At 59.6% G+C, this 15,808-nt stretch carries 14 protein-coding genes; 4 read left to right on the forward strand and 10 right to left on the reverse strand.

Annotated elements, in window-relative coordinates; translation table 11 throughout:
* Positions 1–3 precede the first annotated feature (3 nt).
* On the forward strand, positions 4–1,095 hold the full coding sequence (locus KFS80_RS25950) for a calcium:cation antiporter (protein ID WP_034154762.1): 1,092 nt from the start codon (positions 4–6) through the stop codon (positions 1,093–1,095).
* 126 nt (positions 1,096–1,221) lie between these two features.
* On the opposite strand, the gene KFS80_RS25955 is transcribed toward KFS80_RS25950, so the two are convergent.
* From KFS80_RS25955 to KFS80_RS25965, 3 genes are all read right to left on the reverse strand, one after another.
* Complete coding sequence (locus KFS80_RS25955; protein ID WP_212546367.1) at positions 1,222–2,580, reverse strand: 8-oxoguanine deaminase; 1,359 nt, start codon at positions 2,578–2,580, stop codon at positions 1,222–1,224.
* Between the two features lie 278 nt (positions 2,581–2,858).
* Positions 2,859–3,542 carry an SDR family oxidoreductase gene (locus KFS80_RS25960; protein WP_150709029.1) on the reverse strand — a complete coding sequence of 228 codons (684 nt, stop codon included), beginning with the start codon at positions 3,540–3,542 and terminating at the stop codon, positions 2,859–2,861.
* A gap of 25 nt (positions 3,543–3,567) precedes the next feature.
* Positions 3,568–3,918, reverse strand: coding sequence for a MerR family transcriptional regulator (locus KFS80_RS25965; protein ID WP_212546368.1), 351 nt, complete (start codon positions 3,916–3,918; stop codon positions 3,568–3,570).
* 83 nt (positions 3,919–4,001) lie between these two features.
* Between KFS80_RS25965 and KFS80_RS25970 the strand changes: the two genes are divergently transcribed.
* Positions 4,002–4,436: a hypothetical protein gene (locus KFS80_RS25970; RefSeq protein WP_212546369.1), complete on the forward strand. Its 435-nt coding sequence runs from the start codon at positions 4,002–4,004 to the stop codon at positions 4,434–4,436.
* A gap of 58 nt (positions 4,437–4,494) precedes the next feature.
* Here the strand turns inward: KFS80_RS25970 and KFS80_RS25975 are convergent, their stop codons facing one another.
* The 7 genes from KFS80_RS25975 to KFS80_RS26005 all read right to left on the reverse strand — a co-directional run bounded on the left by KFS80_RS25975 (position 4,495) and on the right by KFS80_RS26005 (position 12,499).
* A complete protein-coding gene (locus tag KFS80_RS25975; RefSeq protein ID WP_008088667.1) occupies positions 4,495–5,421 on the reverse strand; it encodes an ABC transporter permease in 927 nt (308 codons plus the stop codon).
* Positions 5,421–6,527, reverse strand: a complete 1,107-nt coding sequence (locus KFS80_RS25980; protein ID WP_212546370.1) for an ABC transporter permease — start codon at positions 6,525–6,527, stop codon at positions 5,421–5,423. Before KFS80_RS25980 ends, KFS80_RS25975 begins: the two co-directional genes overlap by 1 nt.
* Positions 6,528–6,540: 13 nt before the next feature.
* Positions 6,541–8,088 (reverse strand): ABC transporter ATP-binding protein, encoded by a 1,548-nt coding sequence (locus tag KFS80_RS25985; RefSeq protein WP_212546371.1) that lies wholly within the window; start codon positions 8,086–8,088, stop codon positions 6,541–6,543.
* A gap of 630 nt (positions 8,089–8,718) precedes the next feature.
* Positions 8,719–9,300 (reverse strand): IMPACT family protein, encoded by a 582-nt coding sequence (locus KFS80_RS25990; RefSeq protein ID WP_212546372.1) that lies wholly within the window; start codon positions 9,298–9,300, stop codon positions 8,719–8,721.
* Between the two features lie 7 nt (positions 9,301–9,307).
* Entirely contained in the window at positions 9,308–9,958 is a 651-nt protein-coding gene (locus tag KFS80_RS25995; protein WP_008088675.1) for a TetR/AcrR family transcriptional regulator, read from the reverse strand.
* An 88-nt stretch (positions 9,959–10,046) separates the two neighbouring features.
* Positions 10,047–11,435: a uracil-xanthine permease family protein gene (locus KFS80_RS26000; RefSeq protein ID WP_212546373.1), complete on the reverse strand. Its 1,389-nt coding sequence runs from the start codon at positions 11,433–11,435 to the stop codon at positions 10,047–10,049.
* Between the two features lie 143 nt (positions 11,436–11,578).
* Positions 11,579–12,499 (reverse strand): LysR family transcriptional regulator, encoded by a 921-nt coding sequence (locus KFS80_RS26005; RefSeq protein WP_053116962.1) that lies wholly within the window; start codon positions 12,497–12,499, stop codon positions 11,579–11,581.
* Positions 12,500–12,637: 138 nt separating this feature from the next.
* Here KFS80_RS26005 and aptA point away from each other — a divergent pair, with 138 nt between their 5' ends.
* Complete coding sequence (aptA, locus tag KFS80_RS26010) at positions 12,638–13,987, forward strand: omega-aminotransferase AptA (RefSeq protein ID WP_212546374.1); 1,350 nt, start codon at positions 12,638–12,640, stop codon at positions 13,985–13,987.
* Between the two features lie 145 nt (positions 13,988–14,132).
* Positions 14,133–15,626, forward strand: a complete 1,494-nt coding sequence (locus KFS80_RS26015) for a CoA-acylating methylmalonate-semialdehyde dehydrogenase (protein ID WP_053116963.1) — start codon at positions 14,133–14,135, stop codon at positions 15,624–15,626.
* Positions 15,627–15,808: the final 182 nt, after the last annotated feature.

Here is a 15,808-nt window from a genome sequence, read left to right on the forward strand (position 1 = left end):
TCCATGCTCACCATCCTCAAGCAAGAAAGTTTTCTGCTACTGGCCGTCATCGCCGCGTGCGTCGCCTATCCGTTGGAACACTGGATGTTGCACAGCGGCCAGATCGTCGCGCTGACTGCCGGCCTGGTACTGATCGCCTTCATCGTCGCCGCCTCGATGCGCGTCGCCCATCACGCCGAATTGCTCGCCGAAAAGGTCGGCGACCCTTACGGCACGATGATCCTCACACTCGCCGCCGTGCTGGTCGAAGTGGTGATTCTGGCGATCATGATGAGCAACGAAGCGTCGCCCACGTTGGTGCGCGACACGATCTATTCGGCGGTGATGCTCGACATCAACGGCATCCTCGGCCTCGCCGCGCTGATGGGCGGGATCAAACACGGCGAACAGTCCTACAACGACGATTCCGCGCGCAGCTACAGCGTGATGATCCTCACCGCCATGGGCGTGTCGATGGTGGTGCCGGAGTTTATTCCCGAGGCCAACTGGAAGATTTATTCGGCGTTCACCATCGGTGCGATGGTGGTGCTTTACGCGCTGTTTCTGCGCATGCAGGTCGGCCCGCACAGTTACTTTTTCAGCTACAGCTATCCGGATAAACGCCGCAAGAAAGAACCGCAGGACGCGCAGGCGAAAGCACCGAGCATCGGCCTGTCGATCGGCATTCTGGTGTTTGGCATTGTGGTGATCGGCGCGTTGGCCGAGGTGATGTCGAAGACCCTCGATCTGGGCCTGGAAGGCACGGGCGCGCCGCCGGTGATCACGGCGATTCTGGTGGCGGCCATTTCAGCAGCGCCGGAGATTTTGACCGCGTTGCGCGCAGCGTTGGCCAACCGCATGCAGTCGGTGGTGAACATTGCGATGGGCGCGTCACTGTCGACGGTGATTCTGACGGTGCCGGTGATGGAAGCGATGGCGCTGTACACCGGCCAGCCGTTTCAAATGGCGATGACGCCGGTGCAGACGGTGATGATTTTCCTGACGTTGATCGTCAGCGCGATCAACCTCAATGACGGCGAAACCAATGCCATCGAAGGCATGACGCACTTTGTGCTGTTTGCGACGTTCATCATGCTGTCCCTGCTCGGCCTTTGATATTGATCGTTCCCACGCTCCGCGTGGGAATGCCGCCATGGACGCTCTGCGTCCGCTGCTGGGACGCGGAGCGTCCCGAGATGCATTCCCACGCAGAGCGTGGGAACGATCATATGGGGAGGGGGATCAGGTACCGGCGATCAGTTGGCGTGCCGCCTGGCTGTGATCGGCGATCAGGCCTTTGAGGTCAAGGCCTTCAACCTGCCCATCCACTACGCGCCACTTGCCACCAATCATCACCCGATCCGCACGATCCGCGCCGCATAACAGCAGCGCCGAAATCGGATCATGGCTGCCGGAGAAACGCAGCTCATCGAGCTTGAACAACGCCAGATCCGCCTGCTTGCCCACGGCAATCTCACCGATATCGGTACGGCCCAACAAGCTCGCCGAACCCTTGGTCGCCCAACCCAGCACGCGTTCCGGGGTGATCTTCTCGGCGCCGTAACGCAGACGCTGGATGTACAGCGCCTGACGCGCTTCCAGAATCATGTTCGAGGCATCGTTGGACGCCGAACCATCCACGCCCAAACCAAACAACGCACCGGCGTCAGTCAGATCAATACTCGGGCAGATGCCGGAAGCCAGACGCATGTTCGAACTCGGGCAATGGCAGATACCGGTACCAGCCTCGCCGAGACGCGCGATTTCGTCCGGGTTGAAGTGAATACCGTGCGCCAGCCAGGTGCGCGGGCCGAGCCAGCCGACGCTGTCGAGATAATCGACGGTGCGCAGGCCGAAACGCTGCAGGCAGAAATCTTCTTCATCGAGGGTTTCAGCCAAATGTGTGTGCAGGCGCACGTCGAGCTTGTTCGCCAGTTCAGCACTCGCCGACATGATTTCCGGGGTCACCGAGAACGGCGAGCACGGTGCCAGCGCGATCTGGATCTGCGCGCCATCGCCGCGTTCGTGGTACTCGTGAATCAGGCGCTGACTGTCGTCGAGAATCACCTGACCTTCCTGCACGGTCTGCTGCGGTGGCAGGCCGCCGTCCTTCTCGCCGAGGCTCATCGAACCGCGCGTGAGCATGGCGCGCATGCCCAGTTCACGCACGGTTTCGACTTGCACGTCGATGGCGTTTTCCAGACCGTCCGGGAACAGATAGTGATGGTCGGCAGCGGTGGTGCAGCCGGACAGCAGCAGCTCGGCCAAAGCGACTTTGGTGGCGAGGGCGAGTTTCTCAGGCGTCAGACGCGCCCACACCGGGTACAGGGTTTTCAGCCACGGGAACAACGGCTGGTTGACCACCGGCGCCCAGGCGCGGGTGAGGGTTTGATAGAAATGATGATGGGTGTTGATCAGGCCCGGCAGGATCACATGCTCGCGGGCATCGAACACTTCATTGCACGGCGCCGACGGCTGTTGGCCGGCAGCCAGCACTTCGACGATGACACCGTCTTGCACGACTAGACCGCCACGGGCATCGAGCTCGTTGGAGGTGAAAATAGCGAGGGGATTTTTTAACCAGGTACGGGTCGCGGGCATGTTGCCGGCTCCTCTGAAAATTGGGTTCAGGGTTGCCAGCTCAGTGATGCCCTGTCTGCTGATCCAGGGTCGCCGCGGGGACGAGGTGCGCAGTTTCAAACAAATTGTTGCATCGAGCAAGCCCAACCCGACCACTCACCAGACCACACCGCAGTCCTTGTAGGAGCCGAGCTTGCTCGCGAAGAGGCCGTGTCAGGCAAAGTTGCAGTGGCTGACAGGACGCTTTCGCGAGCAAGCTCGGCTCCTACAGGTATTGCTGGGAATTCATAAACCGGTTTTTACCAGGGAATGGTTTCGCCCTTGTAATTGATAAAGTGATGCCCGCCCTTGCCGGTGTACGCATTCACCTGATCAACCAAGCCACGGGTGCTGGTTTCCACATCCAGATCCGCGCCTTCGCCACCCATGTCCGTCTTCACCCAACCCGGATGCAACGACAACACGGTCATCTTCTGCTCGCCCAACTGCGTGATAAAACTGTTGGTCATCGAATTCAGCGCAGCCTTGCTCGCTTTGTACAACGCCAGCTCCGGCGCGTCCGGAACCGTCACGCTGCCGAGCCCGGAACTCATGAACGCCAGCACGCCACTGCCATCACGGATCTGCCCGACAAACCGCTGCGCCAGATTGATCGGCGCCACCGCGTTGGTGAAAAACAACTGACCGACTTCGGCCAATGTCGCGCCGCCCGGGGTCTGATCGGCCGGGCCTTTGACCCCGGCGTTGACGAACAGCAGATCAAAGGTTTCGCCCTTGAGCTGTTGGCTCAATGCGATCACCGCTTGCTGATCGTCCATGTCGAGCTTCTCGATCCGCACCTTGCCTAATGCTTGAAGCGCATCGGCATTGGCAGGATTGCGCACGGTGGCGGTGACTTGCCAGCCGTCGGCCAGCAGGGTTTTCACCAGACCGAGGCCAAGGCCCCGGGAGGCGCCGATGATCAGTGCGTTTTTTGCAGACATGAGGGGCTTCCTTGATGAATGAGGATCATGGATTCAATGGACAGGCCTGACCGAGCCGAAGTTGCAGCTCTTGCCGCAACTCGTCGAGCTCACCCATGCGGGTTTCGATCAGTTGCAGTTTGTCGCGCAGAAGTTGCGCCACGGCGTTGTCTGGATCGGGCGCGTTCCACAACGCCGCGACACTGTCACCGATCTCGCCGAGGGTAAATCCCAGGCGCTGCGCGGTTTTGATATAGAGCACCAGTTGCACCATCTCCGGTGGATAGTCGCGGTAACCGTTGGCGCTACGCTGCGCCGCAATCAACCCGCGTTGCTCATAGAAACGCAGGGTGTCACGGCTGACGGCGCTGGCCAGGGCTAATTCACCGATGCGCATGGCGACTCTCAAAAGGGCTATTGACCTTGGAGCATACTCCAGGCTTTACCGTGGTTGCTCCCTGAATTTCTGGAGCAAGGATGATGTGGACTTCAACGCAGTATCGCCACGTGGTGCGCGGCAGCGCCTGGTATGACTTGGTCGTCACGGCGGCGTTTGCCACACCGTGGAGTTTTGCGCTTGTGCATGGGTTGTTGAGCGCGCTGGATTTGCCTGGCGAACTGCCTGCGTTTCAGACTGTACATATGTTGATGGCGAATCTGTTGGGGTCGGTGGTGTGCGTGTGGGCGGTGCTGCGGATTCGTGATCCGCAGGCGCTTTATGGACGGTATGACGCGGTGGCAAGATTTCTTTTTGCGGCTTGGCAAGCGTACGCATTGGCCCATGGCGCCAGTTCGATCCTGCTGGTTTTTCTGGTCTTCGAACTGGCGTGGGGCATTGCTCAGGTGTTGCCTGTCAGGGCCTCATCGCTGGCAAGCCAGCTCCCACAGTGTCTGTGCCGTGCACAAAATTTGTGATCACCACTGAACCTGTGGGAGCTGGCTTGCCAGCGATAGGGCCATTGAAATCACCGCACTAATGCCCCGCCTGCCAAGGCTGCCCCAACGAAACCGGTGCATACAACCGCGTCCGCACCGCATCCCGCGACAACAATACCAGCACCAAAATCGTCGCCACATACGGCAGCATCGCCAGCAAACTCGACGGAATCGCCAGCCCCAACCCCTGCGCGACCAAATGCAGGATGCTGGCGAGCCCAAACAAATAAGCCCCCAGCAACAACCGCCACACCCGCCAACTGGCAAACACCACCAGCGCCAAAGCAATCCAGCCACGCCCGGCGGTCATGTTTTCCGCCCACATCGGCGTGTACGCGAGCGACAGGTATGCTCCCGCCAACCCGGCCATCGCCCCGCCAAACAGCACCGCCAAGGTTCGCACGGTCAAGACCGGCAAGCCCATCGCACTGGCCGCATCCGGGTTCTCACCCACGGCTTGAATGATCAACCCGACACGACTTTTGATGATCACCCACGCCACCAGCGCAAACAGCGCGAACGACAGATACACCAGCAGATCCTGCGCAAACAGCATCCGCCCGATCAGCGGAATCTCACTCAGATAAGGAATCGCCAACGGCTCAAAACCGGCCAGCGGTTTACCCACCCAGGCCGCGCCGACAAACGTCGACAGCCCGACACCAAAAATCGTCAGCGCCAGCCCGGTCGCCACCTGATTGGCGTTGAACACCAGCGCCACCAGCGCAAACAGCGACGACAACAGCATCCCGGCCAACATCGCCAGCAACACGCCCAACCACAGGTTGCCGCTGTTCAGCGCGACGATAAAACCGATCACCGCGCCAAACAGCATCATCCCTTCCTGCCCGAGGTTGAGCACGCCGCTCTTCTCGCAAATCAGCTCACCCAGCGCCACTAGCAACAGCGGCGTGCCGCAACGCACCATGGCGTAGAAAATATTGCTCAACAGATCGATATCCATTACAGCGCTCCAGCGGTTACGGCGGTGGTCGACGTGCGCTTCACCCAGCGCAGATTCAGGCGTGGCCGATAGAGGATCAGCACGTCACAGGCGAGCAGGAAAAACAGCATCATTCCCTGGAACAACTGGGTGATCGCTTGCGGCAGGTTCATCGTCATTTGCGCGCTCTCACCGCCGATGTACAGCAGCGCCATCAACAGGCTGGAAAACAGAATCCCGATTGGATTGAGGCGTCCGAGAAACGCCACGGTGATCGCCGCATAGCCGTACCCCGGCGAAACCTGCGGCACCAATTGACCTATCGGCCCGGTGACTTCGCAGACACCGGCAAGCCCGGCCAAACCGCCGCTGATCAACAGCGCCAACCAGATCAAACGCTTCTCGCGAAAGCCGACAAACCCCGCCGCACGCTTGTCCAGCCCAAGCACTTTGATCTGGAACCCGACAAAACTTTTCTGCAACAACACCCACACCGCGACCAGTGCGAGCAGGGCGAAATACACCCCGGCGTGCACGCGGCCATCCTCCATCAACAACGGCAAACGGCTGGCGTCGCCGAACATCGCCGACTCGGGAAAGTTGAATCCGGCCGGATCCTTCAGCGGCCCGTGCACGCAGAACAGCAGCAGGTTCAGGGCGATGTAATTGAGCATGATGCTGGTGAGGATTTCGTTGGCGTTGAAGCGTGTGCGCAACCACGCCGTCAGCCCGGCCCACGCCGCGCCGGCGAGGGTGCCGGTAAGCAGAATCAACACCAGCGCCCAACGGCTTTGCATGTCGATGATGTTCACCGCCAACGCACTGCCGGCGAGTGCGCCGAGGAGCAATTGCCCCTCAGCGCCGATGTTCCAGATCCGCGCCTGATAGGCCACTGCCAAGCCCAGTGCGCAGAGCAGAATCGGCAGCGCTTTGACCAGCAATTCGGAGACACCATACAAATCGCTGACCGGCGCGATCAGTAGCGTGTGCAAGGTTTGCAGCGGGTCGTGGCCGAGGGCGATAAACAGCAGCGAGCCGCAACCGAGCGTCAGCGCCGCCGCCAATAGCGGCGAGCACCACAGCATCACGCGCGATTGCTGGCCACGGGGTTCGAGGGAAAGCAGCATGAGTAAAACTCCGTTAAACCGTGGCGGCAGAAGGTGGGTTGTTGAACTGGCCGGCCATCCAGCCGCCGACATCACTGAGTTGCGTGTCGCCGGTGTTGTGCAACGCCGACAGGCGTCCGCCGCACAACGCGCCGAGGCGGTCGCTGATCTGGAACAGTTCGTCGAGGTCTTCGGAAATCACCAGAATCGCCGCGCCGGCATCGCGCAACGCGATCAACGCACGGTGGATGGTCGCGGCGGCGCCGACATCGACGCCCCAGGTCGGGTGCGCCGCGATCAGCAGTTTCGGTTGCTGAAGGATTTCCCGGCCGAGGATGAATTTCTGCAAGTTGCCGCCGGACAGGCTGCGCGCAGCGGTTTGCGCGTCCGGGGTTTTCACGCCGAAGCGCTGAATGATTTGTTGGGCAAGGGCTTCGACTTTGCCGCGTTCAATCAAACCGTGGCTGACCAAGCCTTGTTGGAACGCGGTGAGCAGAGCGTTATCGGCCAGACTCAATTCCGGCACCGCACCATGGCCGAGACGCTCGGCGGGGACGAACGCCAGGCCCAATTTGCGTCGCGCGTCCGGGCGCAGATCGGCGACGTGTTGCTCGGCGAATCGAATGGTTGCAGCTTCCGCCCGAGGCAAGGTTTGTTCGCCGCTGAGCAGGGCCAGCAACTCATCCTGGCCGTTGCCCGCAACTCCGGCGATGCCGACGATTTCACCGCTGCGCACCTGCACATCAATGTCAGTCAGCGAGCAACCAAACGGATCCGGGTTGTGCCAGCTCAAGCCCTCCACCTGCAAAAACGCCGCGCCACCGCTGACCTTCGGATAGTCGCCAATCAACGCCGCCGCTTCGCCAACCATCAACTGCGCCAATTGCTGATCGGAACATTCGGCCGGTACGCAATGCCCGGCCACGCGCCCGCCGCGCAGAACCGTCGCGCTATGACACAGCGCGCGAACTTCGCCGAGTTTGTGGCTGATAAACAGAATGCTGCAGCCCTCGGCGGCGAGACGGCGCAGGGTGATGAACAATTCGTCGGCCTCCTGCGGCGTCAGTACCGACGTCGGTTCGTCGAGGATCAGCAGACGAATGTCCTGCATCAGGCAACGGATGATTTCCACGCGCTGCCGCTCGCCGATCGACAGGCTGTGGACAAGTCGCTCCGGCTCCAGCGCCATGCCATAACGGCGCGACACTTCGCGAATTTTCGGTTCCAGTTGTTTCGGCGTGCCAGCCTTGGCGCCCATCGCCAGCGCGATGTTCTGCGCGACGCTGAGGGTTTCGAACAGCGAGAAGTGCTGGAACACCATGCCGATGCCCAACTGCCGTGCCTGCGCCGGATTGCGAATGTTGACGCGTTGGCCTTGCCAGAGCATTTCCCCGGCGTCGGCCTGGGTGACGCCGTAGATGATCTTCATCAACGTACTTTTGCCCGCACCGTTTTCCCCGAGCAGTGCGTGAATTTCACCGGGCGCGATGCTCAGGTCGATGGCATCGTTGGCCAGACAACCGGGGTAGCGTTTGCTGATGTGGCGCAGTTGCAGGCGCGCAGGAGTAGAAGCAATTGGCATGACAGGCTCGACTTGCTTGGAGTTGTGCCTGTGGATAAAGCAATTTCCTGGCCATTGAGTCAGGAACCCGAGCGGGCTGCGGGTGGCAGCGCTCGGCGTAGAGCATTGCGGTGAAAATCGGCGGGATTTGCAGCACCAAATCGGAGCAAAGGTGTTGATCGGGCTCTAGTTTTGCCCGGCGGCAACTGATCAAAAAACGAGCAAACCCTTGGGAGCTAGGCAGAACCTGCAACTGCGGCGGTCATGAACGGGTTATCCACAGGTTGCTCCACAGTTATTGTGCGCAAGCCGAAACGCCGGGCATAAGCACTGTGGTGCTTTCTTCTAATGGTGATAAACGCGGCTAACTGATTGTTTCTGCTTGGAAATTACATTTCGTCGGGCAAATTGAACGAAAAGTGAACAAACCGCGCAAAGCCACGTTACAGAAGGGTTACAGCGTTATGTGCTCAGGTTATCCACAGTCGGGTGCACAGCAGATGTGGGCAAGTTCGTGGAATATGAAATTTCGGGGTCGCCCCAAAAGATCGCAGCCTTCGGCAACTCCTACATAAAAACGCCGTGACACAAAATTAACGACAACCATCGATCTGTAGGAGCTGCGGCACGCTGCGATCTTTCGATCTTGCTCTACCGCTCCAACAAAATCCGCCCACGACTCAAATCCGCCAACTGCCCCTGTAACACCGCAATCTGCGCCTCACCCACCGCCAACTTCAACTCAACGCCATTCGCCGTAAAATTCTCCTCAACAACCAACCCAGCCAAATCCGCCACGCGTAACTTCACCAACGCCAACTCGGCAAACCCGCAAGCACAACTCAACGGCACCCGACTGATCAACTCAACCTTGGCCGCCGTCTGCAAACACTTGTTCGCACCACCGCCATACGCCCGAGCCAACCCGCCAGTCCCCAGTTGAATTCCGCCGTACCAACGAATCACCAACACCGCGACCTGATCGCAATCCTGCGCTTCAATCGCCGCCAGAATCGGGCGCCCCGCAGTACCGCCCGGTTCGCCATCGTCATTGCTGCGATATTGATCGCCGAGTTTCCAAGCCCAGCAATTGTGCGAAGCGTTCAAATCGCTGTGCTGTTCAAAGAACGCCTGCGCATCAGCAGGGCTGCCGATCGGCGTGGCGAAGGTGATAAAGCGGCTTTTGCGAATCTCTTCGCGGTACTCGCAAAAACCGCTGAGGGTGAAAGGCATAAACGTCTTATAGAGAAGGAGTGAGGCCGCAGCCTTTGAGAATGATGCGGATCAGGTTGTTGCCGGCGTCTTCCATGTCCTGCTTGGTCAACTTGCTGCGACCGCTGACGCGACAGATCTGCGTGGCGAAGTCGGCGTAATGCTGAGTGCTGCCCCACAACAGAAAGATCAGGTGCACCGGATCAACCGCGTCCATTTTGCCGGCATCGATCCACGCCTGAAACACTGCCGCGCGGCCAGTGAACCAGGCGCGGTAATCCTGATTGAAATATTCGGTCAGGCATTCGCCGCCGCTGATCACTTCCATCGCAAAGATCCGCGAGGCTTGCGGCTGTCGTCGGGAGAATTCCATTTTCGCGCGAATATAACGAGTCAACGCTTCGGCCGGGTCGTCTTCGGCCGTGAGCGTATTGAAGGTGCTGTCCCACAGCTCGATGATGTTGCTCAGCACCGCCACGTACAAACCGAGTTTGTTGGTGAAGTAGTAATGCAGGTTCGCCTTGGGCAGCCCGGCATTCTGCGCGATGGTGTTCATGCTGGTGCCTTTGTACCCGTGACGGGCGAACTCGTCTTCGGCGGCTTTGAGAATGGTCTCTTCGTTTTTCTGACGAATGCGGCTGGCGGGTTTGCCGCCATGGGCTGGGACTTCAAAGGTCATAGGCACTTCCGGGTTTGTCTGTGGGTGCAACCAGTTGCGTTGATAGCGCACCCACAGAGATCCGACAAGTCCTGAAATGATAAAACCGTTACGCCTGTTCGATCTTGTTCAGCGGCGCGTGGGTTTCAGTGGCTTCGGTTTTCGACTCCGGCAGCAACAGGCACAGGATGATTGCGGTCAGGCCACCGCTGGTGATCGCCGAGTCGAACAGGTTCTGCACCAGTTTCGGCAGCAGGTGCAACAGGTTCGGTTGCGCGGCGATGCCCAGACCAACGCCGAACGAAGTGGCGATGATCAACATGCTGCGCCGATCCAGCGACGACTGCGCGAGGATGCGCACCCCGGCCGCAGCCACCGCGCCGAACATCACCAGAGTCGCGCCGCCGAGTACTGGTTTCGGAATCTGTTGCAGCACCGCGCCGATCATCGGAAACAAGCCGAGACAAAACAGGATCGCGCCGATGTACAGGCCGACATAACGGCTGGCGACGCCGGTCAACTGGATCACGCCGTTGTTCTGCGCGAACGTGGTGTTGGGGAAAGCGCTGAAGGTCGCGGCGATCATGCAGCTCACGCCATCACCGAGTACGCCACCGCGCAGGCGACTTATATAAGAAGGGCCGCTGATAGGTTGACGGGCGAGCATGCAGTTGGCGGTGAGATCTCCGACAGTTTCGATGGTGCTGATCAGATAAATCAGCGCGACCGGCAGGAAAGCTGTCCAGTCGAAGCTGAGTCCGAACTTGAACGGGGTAGGAAAACTCACCAGCGGCAAGTCAGGCAACGGCTGCGGCACCAGTTTCCCACTGAACCACGCGGCCAGACTGCCCAGCACCAATCCGATGATGATCGCCGACAAGCGCACCCACGGCGTATTGGAGCGGTTGAGCAAAATGATCGTCAGCAGCACGAACACGCCCAACGCCAGATTGCCCGGCGCACCGAAGTCCGGCGCGTTGAAGCCGCCGCCGAGATCAGTGATACCGACTTTGATCAGACTGATGCCAATCAGGGTGATAACGATCCCGGTCACCAGCGGCGTAACGACTCGACGCAATTGCCCGATGAAACGGCTGAGGACGATCTGCACGATCGCGCCGAAAAAGCACACGCCGAAGATCATCGCCAGAATGTCTTCCGGGCTGCCGCCACGTTGCTTGACCAGAAACCCGGCCGACAGCACCGCGCCGAGAAAGGCGAAACTGGTGCCTTGCAGACAGATCATCCCGGCGCCAATCCCGAACGGCCGCCGCGCCTGAATAAAGGTGCCGACGCCCGACACCATCAACGCCATGCTGATCAAGTACGGCAAATACGCGGTCAGCCTGAGCGCCGAACCAATCACCAGCGGCGGAGTGATGATGCCGACGAAACTGGCGAGCACGTGTTGCAGCGCTGCGAGCGTTGCGGCGAGTGGTTTTGGCCGGTCGTTGAGGCCGTAGATCAAGTCACTGGACGGTGCGGAATCTGGCTGCATGGCTTAAGGCTTCTTATCAAAGGAACGAAGTAACTCCCCCTCTGCAAAAACCTGTCCACTTGCTCAACTTATTTTCTCTGTAGGAGCTGCCGAAGGCTGCGATCCCTTGATCTTGCTGTACTTCACCAACATCGCAATCCCGATCAACGCGTCGCCGCCAAACTCTCCAAAAAGCTCTCCAGCACCAAATGAGGGCGCCGCCCCTTGCGCGTGACCGATGCCAGACTCAAATCGTAAAACCGCGTCCCTGCTTTCAAAGCACGCAAACGCCCCTGCTGCACCCAAAGACTGGCGTAATGATCCGGCAGATAACCAATGTAACGCCCGGTCAAAATCAAAAACGCCATGCCTTCCCGGTCAGAAGCACTGGCCGTGCAATTGAGCGCCTGGTAATGCGCCTGAATATCCGCCGGCAAACGAAACGTCGGCGCAATCGCGTCCTGGCTGTTAAGACGCTCGTCATCCAATTGCTTGTCATCGACATAAAACAACGGATGCCCCACCGCGCAATAAAGCAGCGAACGCTCGCTGTACAGCGGCTGATATTCCAGGCCCGATAACGCACTGGCCTGCGGCACCACGCCAACATGCAGACGCCCGTCTAGCACACCTTGCTCGACTTCGTTCGGCGCAATCATGCGGATCTGGATCTGCACATCCGGCCCGCGTTCCTTCAACTGCGCGAGGGCGTGGGTGATGCGCATGTGGGGGAGGGTGACGAGGTTGTCGGTCAGGCCAATGATCAGCTCACCGCGCAAATGCTGGTGCAGGCCGTTGACCTCGGTGCGAAAACTTTCCAGCGCACTTAATAGTTGCAGCGCCGATTGATAGACCTCACGACCTTCTTCGGTCAGCGAGAACCCGGCGCGACCACGCTGGCATAGACGCAAACCGAGGCGCTGCTCCAGATCACTCATCTGTTGGCTGATCGCCGAGCGACCGATACCGAGCACGGTTTCCGCCGCCGAGAAGCCGCCGCACTCGACCACGCTGCGAAAAATCCGTAGCAGGCGAATATCAAAGTCACTGACCTGGGCCAGCGGATCGGGGCGGCGGCTGCTCATTTTATTGTTCTCATTGTTTAGCAAAGTTCTAACTGAAGGTTAGAAGAGTTGGATTTCACCGACTTTATCGCCGTGGCAATTTAGCTGCAACAACGCTTTTTATCTCCCTGACGCTTATGCCCTGCGAGGTTTTGCCCGATGAACATGCCTGAAAACGCTCAGTCGCCACTGGCCAGCCAACTGAAGCTGGACGCGCACTGGATGCCGTACACCGCCAACCGTAACTTTCAGCGCGACCCGCGTTTGATCGTTGGCGCCGAAGGTAGCTGGCTGATCGACGACAAAGGCCGCAAGGTATATGACTCGCTGTCCGGTCTGTGGACGTGCGGCGCTGGACACACCCGTAAGGAAATTCAGGAAGCGGTCTCCAAACAGTTGGGCACCCTCGATTACTCGCCGGGCTTCCAGTACGGTCACCCGCTGTCGTTCCAACTGGCCGAGAAAATCACCGAGCTGACCCCGGGCAATCTGAATCACGTGTTCTTCACCGACTCGGGCTCCGAGTGCGCCGACACCGCGGTGAAAATGGTGCGTGCCTACTGGCGCCTGAAAGGTCAGGCGACCAAAACCAAAATGATCGGCCGTGCCCGTGGTTACCACGGCGTGAACATCGCCGGCACCAGCCTCGGCGGCGTTAATGGCAACCGCAAGCTGTTCGGTCAGGCGATGATGGACGTCGATCACCTGCCGCACACGTTGCTGGCGAGCAATGCGTTCTCCCGTGGCATGCCGGAGCAGGGCGGTATCGCTTTGGCCGATGAGCTGCTGAAGCTGATCGAACTGCACGATGCTTCGAACATCGCTGCGGTATTCGTTGAACCGATGGCCGGTTCCGCTGGCGTGCTGGTACCGCCACAGGGTTACCTGAAACGTCTGCGCGAGATCTGCGATCAGCACAACATCCTGCTGGTGTTCGACGAAGTGATCACCGGTTTCGGCCGTACCGGCAACATGTTCGGCGCCGACACCTTCGGCGTGACCCCGGATCTGATGTGCATCGCCAAGCAAGTCACCAACGGCGCGATCCCGATGGGCGCGGTGATTGCCAGCTCCGAGATTTATCAGACGTTCATGAATCAGCCGACGCCGGAATACGCCGTGGAATTCCCGCACGGCTACACCTACTCGGCGCACCCGGTGGCTTGCGCCGCTGGCCTGGCAGCACTCGACCTGCTGCAAAAAGAAAACCTGGTGCAGAGCGTCGCTGAAGTCGCGCCGCATTTCGAAAACGCGCTGCATGGTCTGAAAGGCTCCAAGCACGTCATCGACATCCGTAACTTCGGCCTGGCCGGTGCGATCCAGATTGCCGGTCGTGACGGCGACGCCATCGTGCGTCCGTTCGAAGCGGGCATGGCTCTGTGGAAAGCCGGGTTCTACGTACGTTTCGGCGGCGACACCCTGCAGTTCGGCCCAACCTTCAACAGCAAGCCGCAAGACCTCGATCGTCTGTTCGACGCGGTCGGCGAAGTGCTGAACAAGCTCGACTGATTCCACGCAGAACCTGTGGGAGCCGAGCTTGCTCGCGAAGGCGTTCTGAAGAGCGCCAAAGACATCCGGCTCCCCCACAAAGCTACCTATATATAGAAGGCGCCCTTCAATGGGCGCCCGCTGAACAAAAAATCAGGAGTTTTCGATGAGCGTTATCCCGCATTTGATCAATGGCGAACTGGTGACCGAGAACGGTCGCGCGGTTGATGTGTTCAACCCGTCCACCGGTCAGGCTATCCACAAGCTGCCATTGGCCACCCGCGAAACCATCCAGAAAGCCATCGATGCCGCCAAGGCTGCCTTCCCGGCCTGGCGCAACACGCCACCGGCCAAACGTGCCCAGGTGATGTTCCGCTTCAAGCAACTGCTCGAGCAGAACGAAGCGCGCATCTCGCAACTGATCAGCGAAGAACACGGCAAGACCCTCGAAGACGCCGCCGGTGAACTGAAGCGCGGCATCGAGAACGTCGAGTTCGCCTGCGCCGCCCCGGAAATCCTCAAGGGCGAGTACAGCCGCAACGTCGGCCCGAACATCGACGCATGGTCGGACTTCCAGCCGCTGGGCATCGTAGCCGGTATCACCCCGTTCAACTTCCCGGCCATGGTGCCGCTGTGGATGTACCCGCTGGCGATCGTCTGCGGCAACTGCTTCATCCTCAAGCCGTCCGAGCGCGACCCGAGCTCGACATTGCTGATCGCTCAGTTGCTGCTGGAAGCCGGTTTGCCGAAAGGCGTGATGAGCGTGGTGCACGGTGACAAGACTGCCGTGGACGCGTTGATCGAAGCGCCGGAAGTCAAAGCGCTGAGCTTCGTCGGTTCGACGCCGATTGCTGAGTACATTTACGCCGAAGGCACCAAGCGCGGCAAACGCGTGCAGGCACTGGGCGGCGCGAAGAACCATGCAGTGCTGATGCCGGATGCCGATCTGGATAACGCGGTCAGCGCACTGATGGGCGCGGCGTACGGTTCGTGCGGCGAGCGTTGCATGGCGATTTCTGTTGCCGTGTGTGTTGGCGACCAGGTTGCGGATGCGCTGGTGGCGAAACTGGTGCCACAGATTCAGGCGCTGAAAATCGGTGCCGGCACTTCGTGCGGTCTGGACATGGGCCCACTGGTCACCGGTCAGGCGCGCGACAAAGTCAGCGGTTACGTAGATGACGGCGTGGCAGCGGGCGCGACCCTGGTGGTCGACGGCCGTGGTTTCAGCGTGGCCGGTCATGAAGAAGGCTTCTTCCTCGGTGGCTGCCTGTTCGACAACGTCACTCCGGAAATGCGCATCTATAAAGAAGAGATCTTCGGCCCGGTACTGTGCATCGTTCGCGTGAACAGCCTGGAAGAGGCCATGCAACTGATCAACGATCACGAATACGGCAACGGCACCTGCATCTTTACCCGTGACGGTGAAGCGGCGCGTCTGTTCTGCGACGAGATCGAAGTCGGCATGGTCGGCGTCAACGTGCCGCTTCCAGTACCGGTGGCTTACCACAGCTTCGGCGGCTGGAAGCGTTCGCTGTTTGGCGACCTCCACGCTTATGGTCCGGACGGCGTGCGCTTCTACACCCGTCGCAAAGCGATCACCCAGCGCTGGCCGCAACGTGCGAGCCACGAGGCTTCGCAGTTCGCCTTCCCTAGCTTGTAAGTAGAAGGGCAGGGCAACGAAGGCCGACCCCTTGGGGTCGGCCTTCGTGTTTGCGGGCTTTTTTGACCAATGTGACAGAAATATGAAAATAGACGTTGACGGCAGATCCCAGACGTCTATAATTCGCCCCACTTCCGGCGCAGTCGAAACGGAAAACTCCTTGAGATTCAATGAGTTAAGTA

The sequence above is a fragment of the Pseudomonas rustica genome (assembly GCF_018336155.1).
Taxonomy (GTDB): Bacteria; Pseudomonadota; Gammaproteobacteria; order Pseudomonadales; family Pseudomonadaceae; genus Aquipseudomonas; species Aquipseudomonas rustica.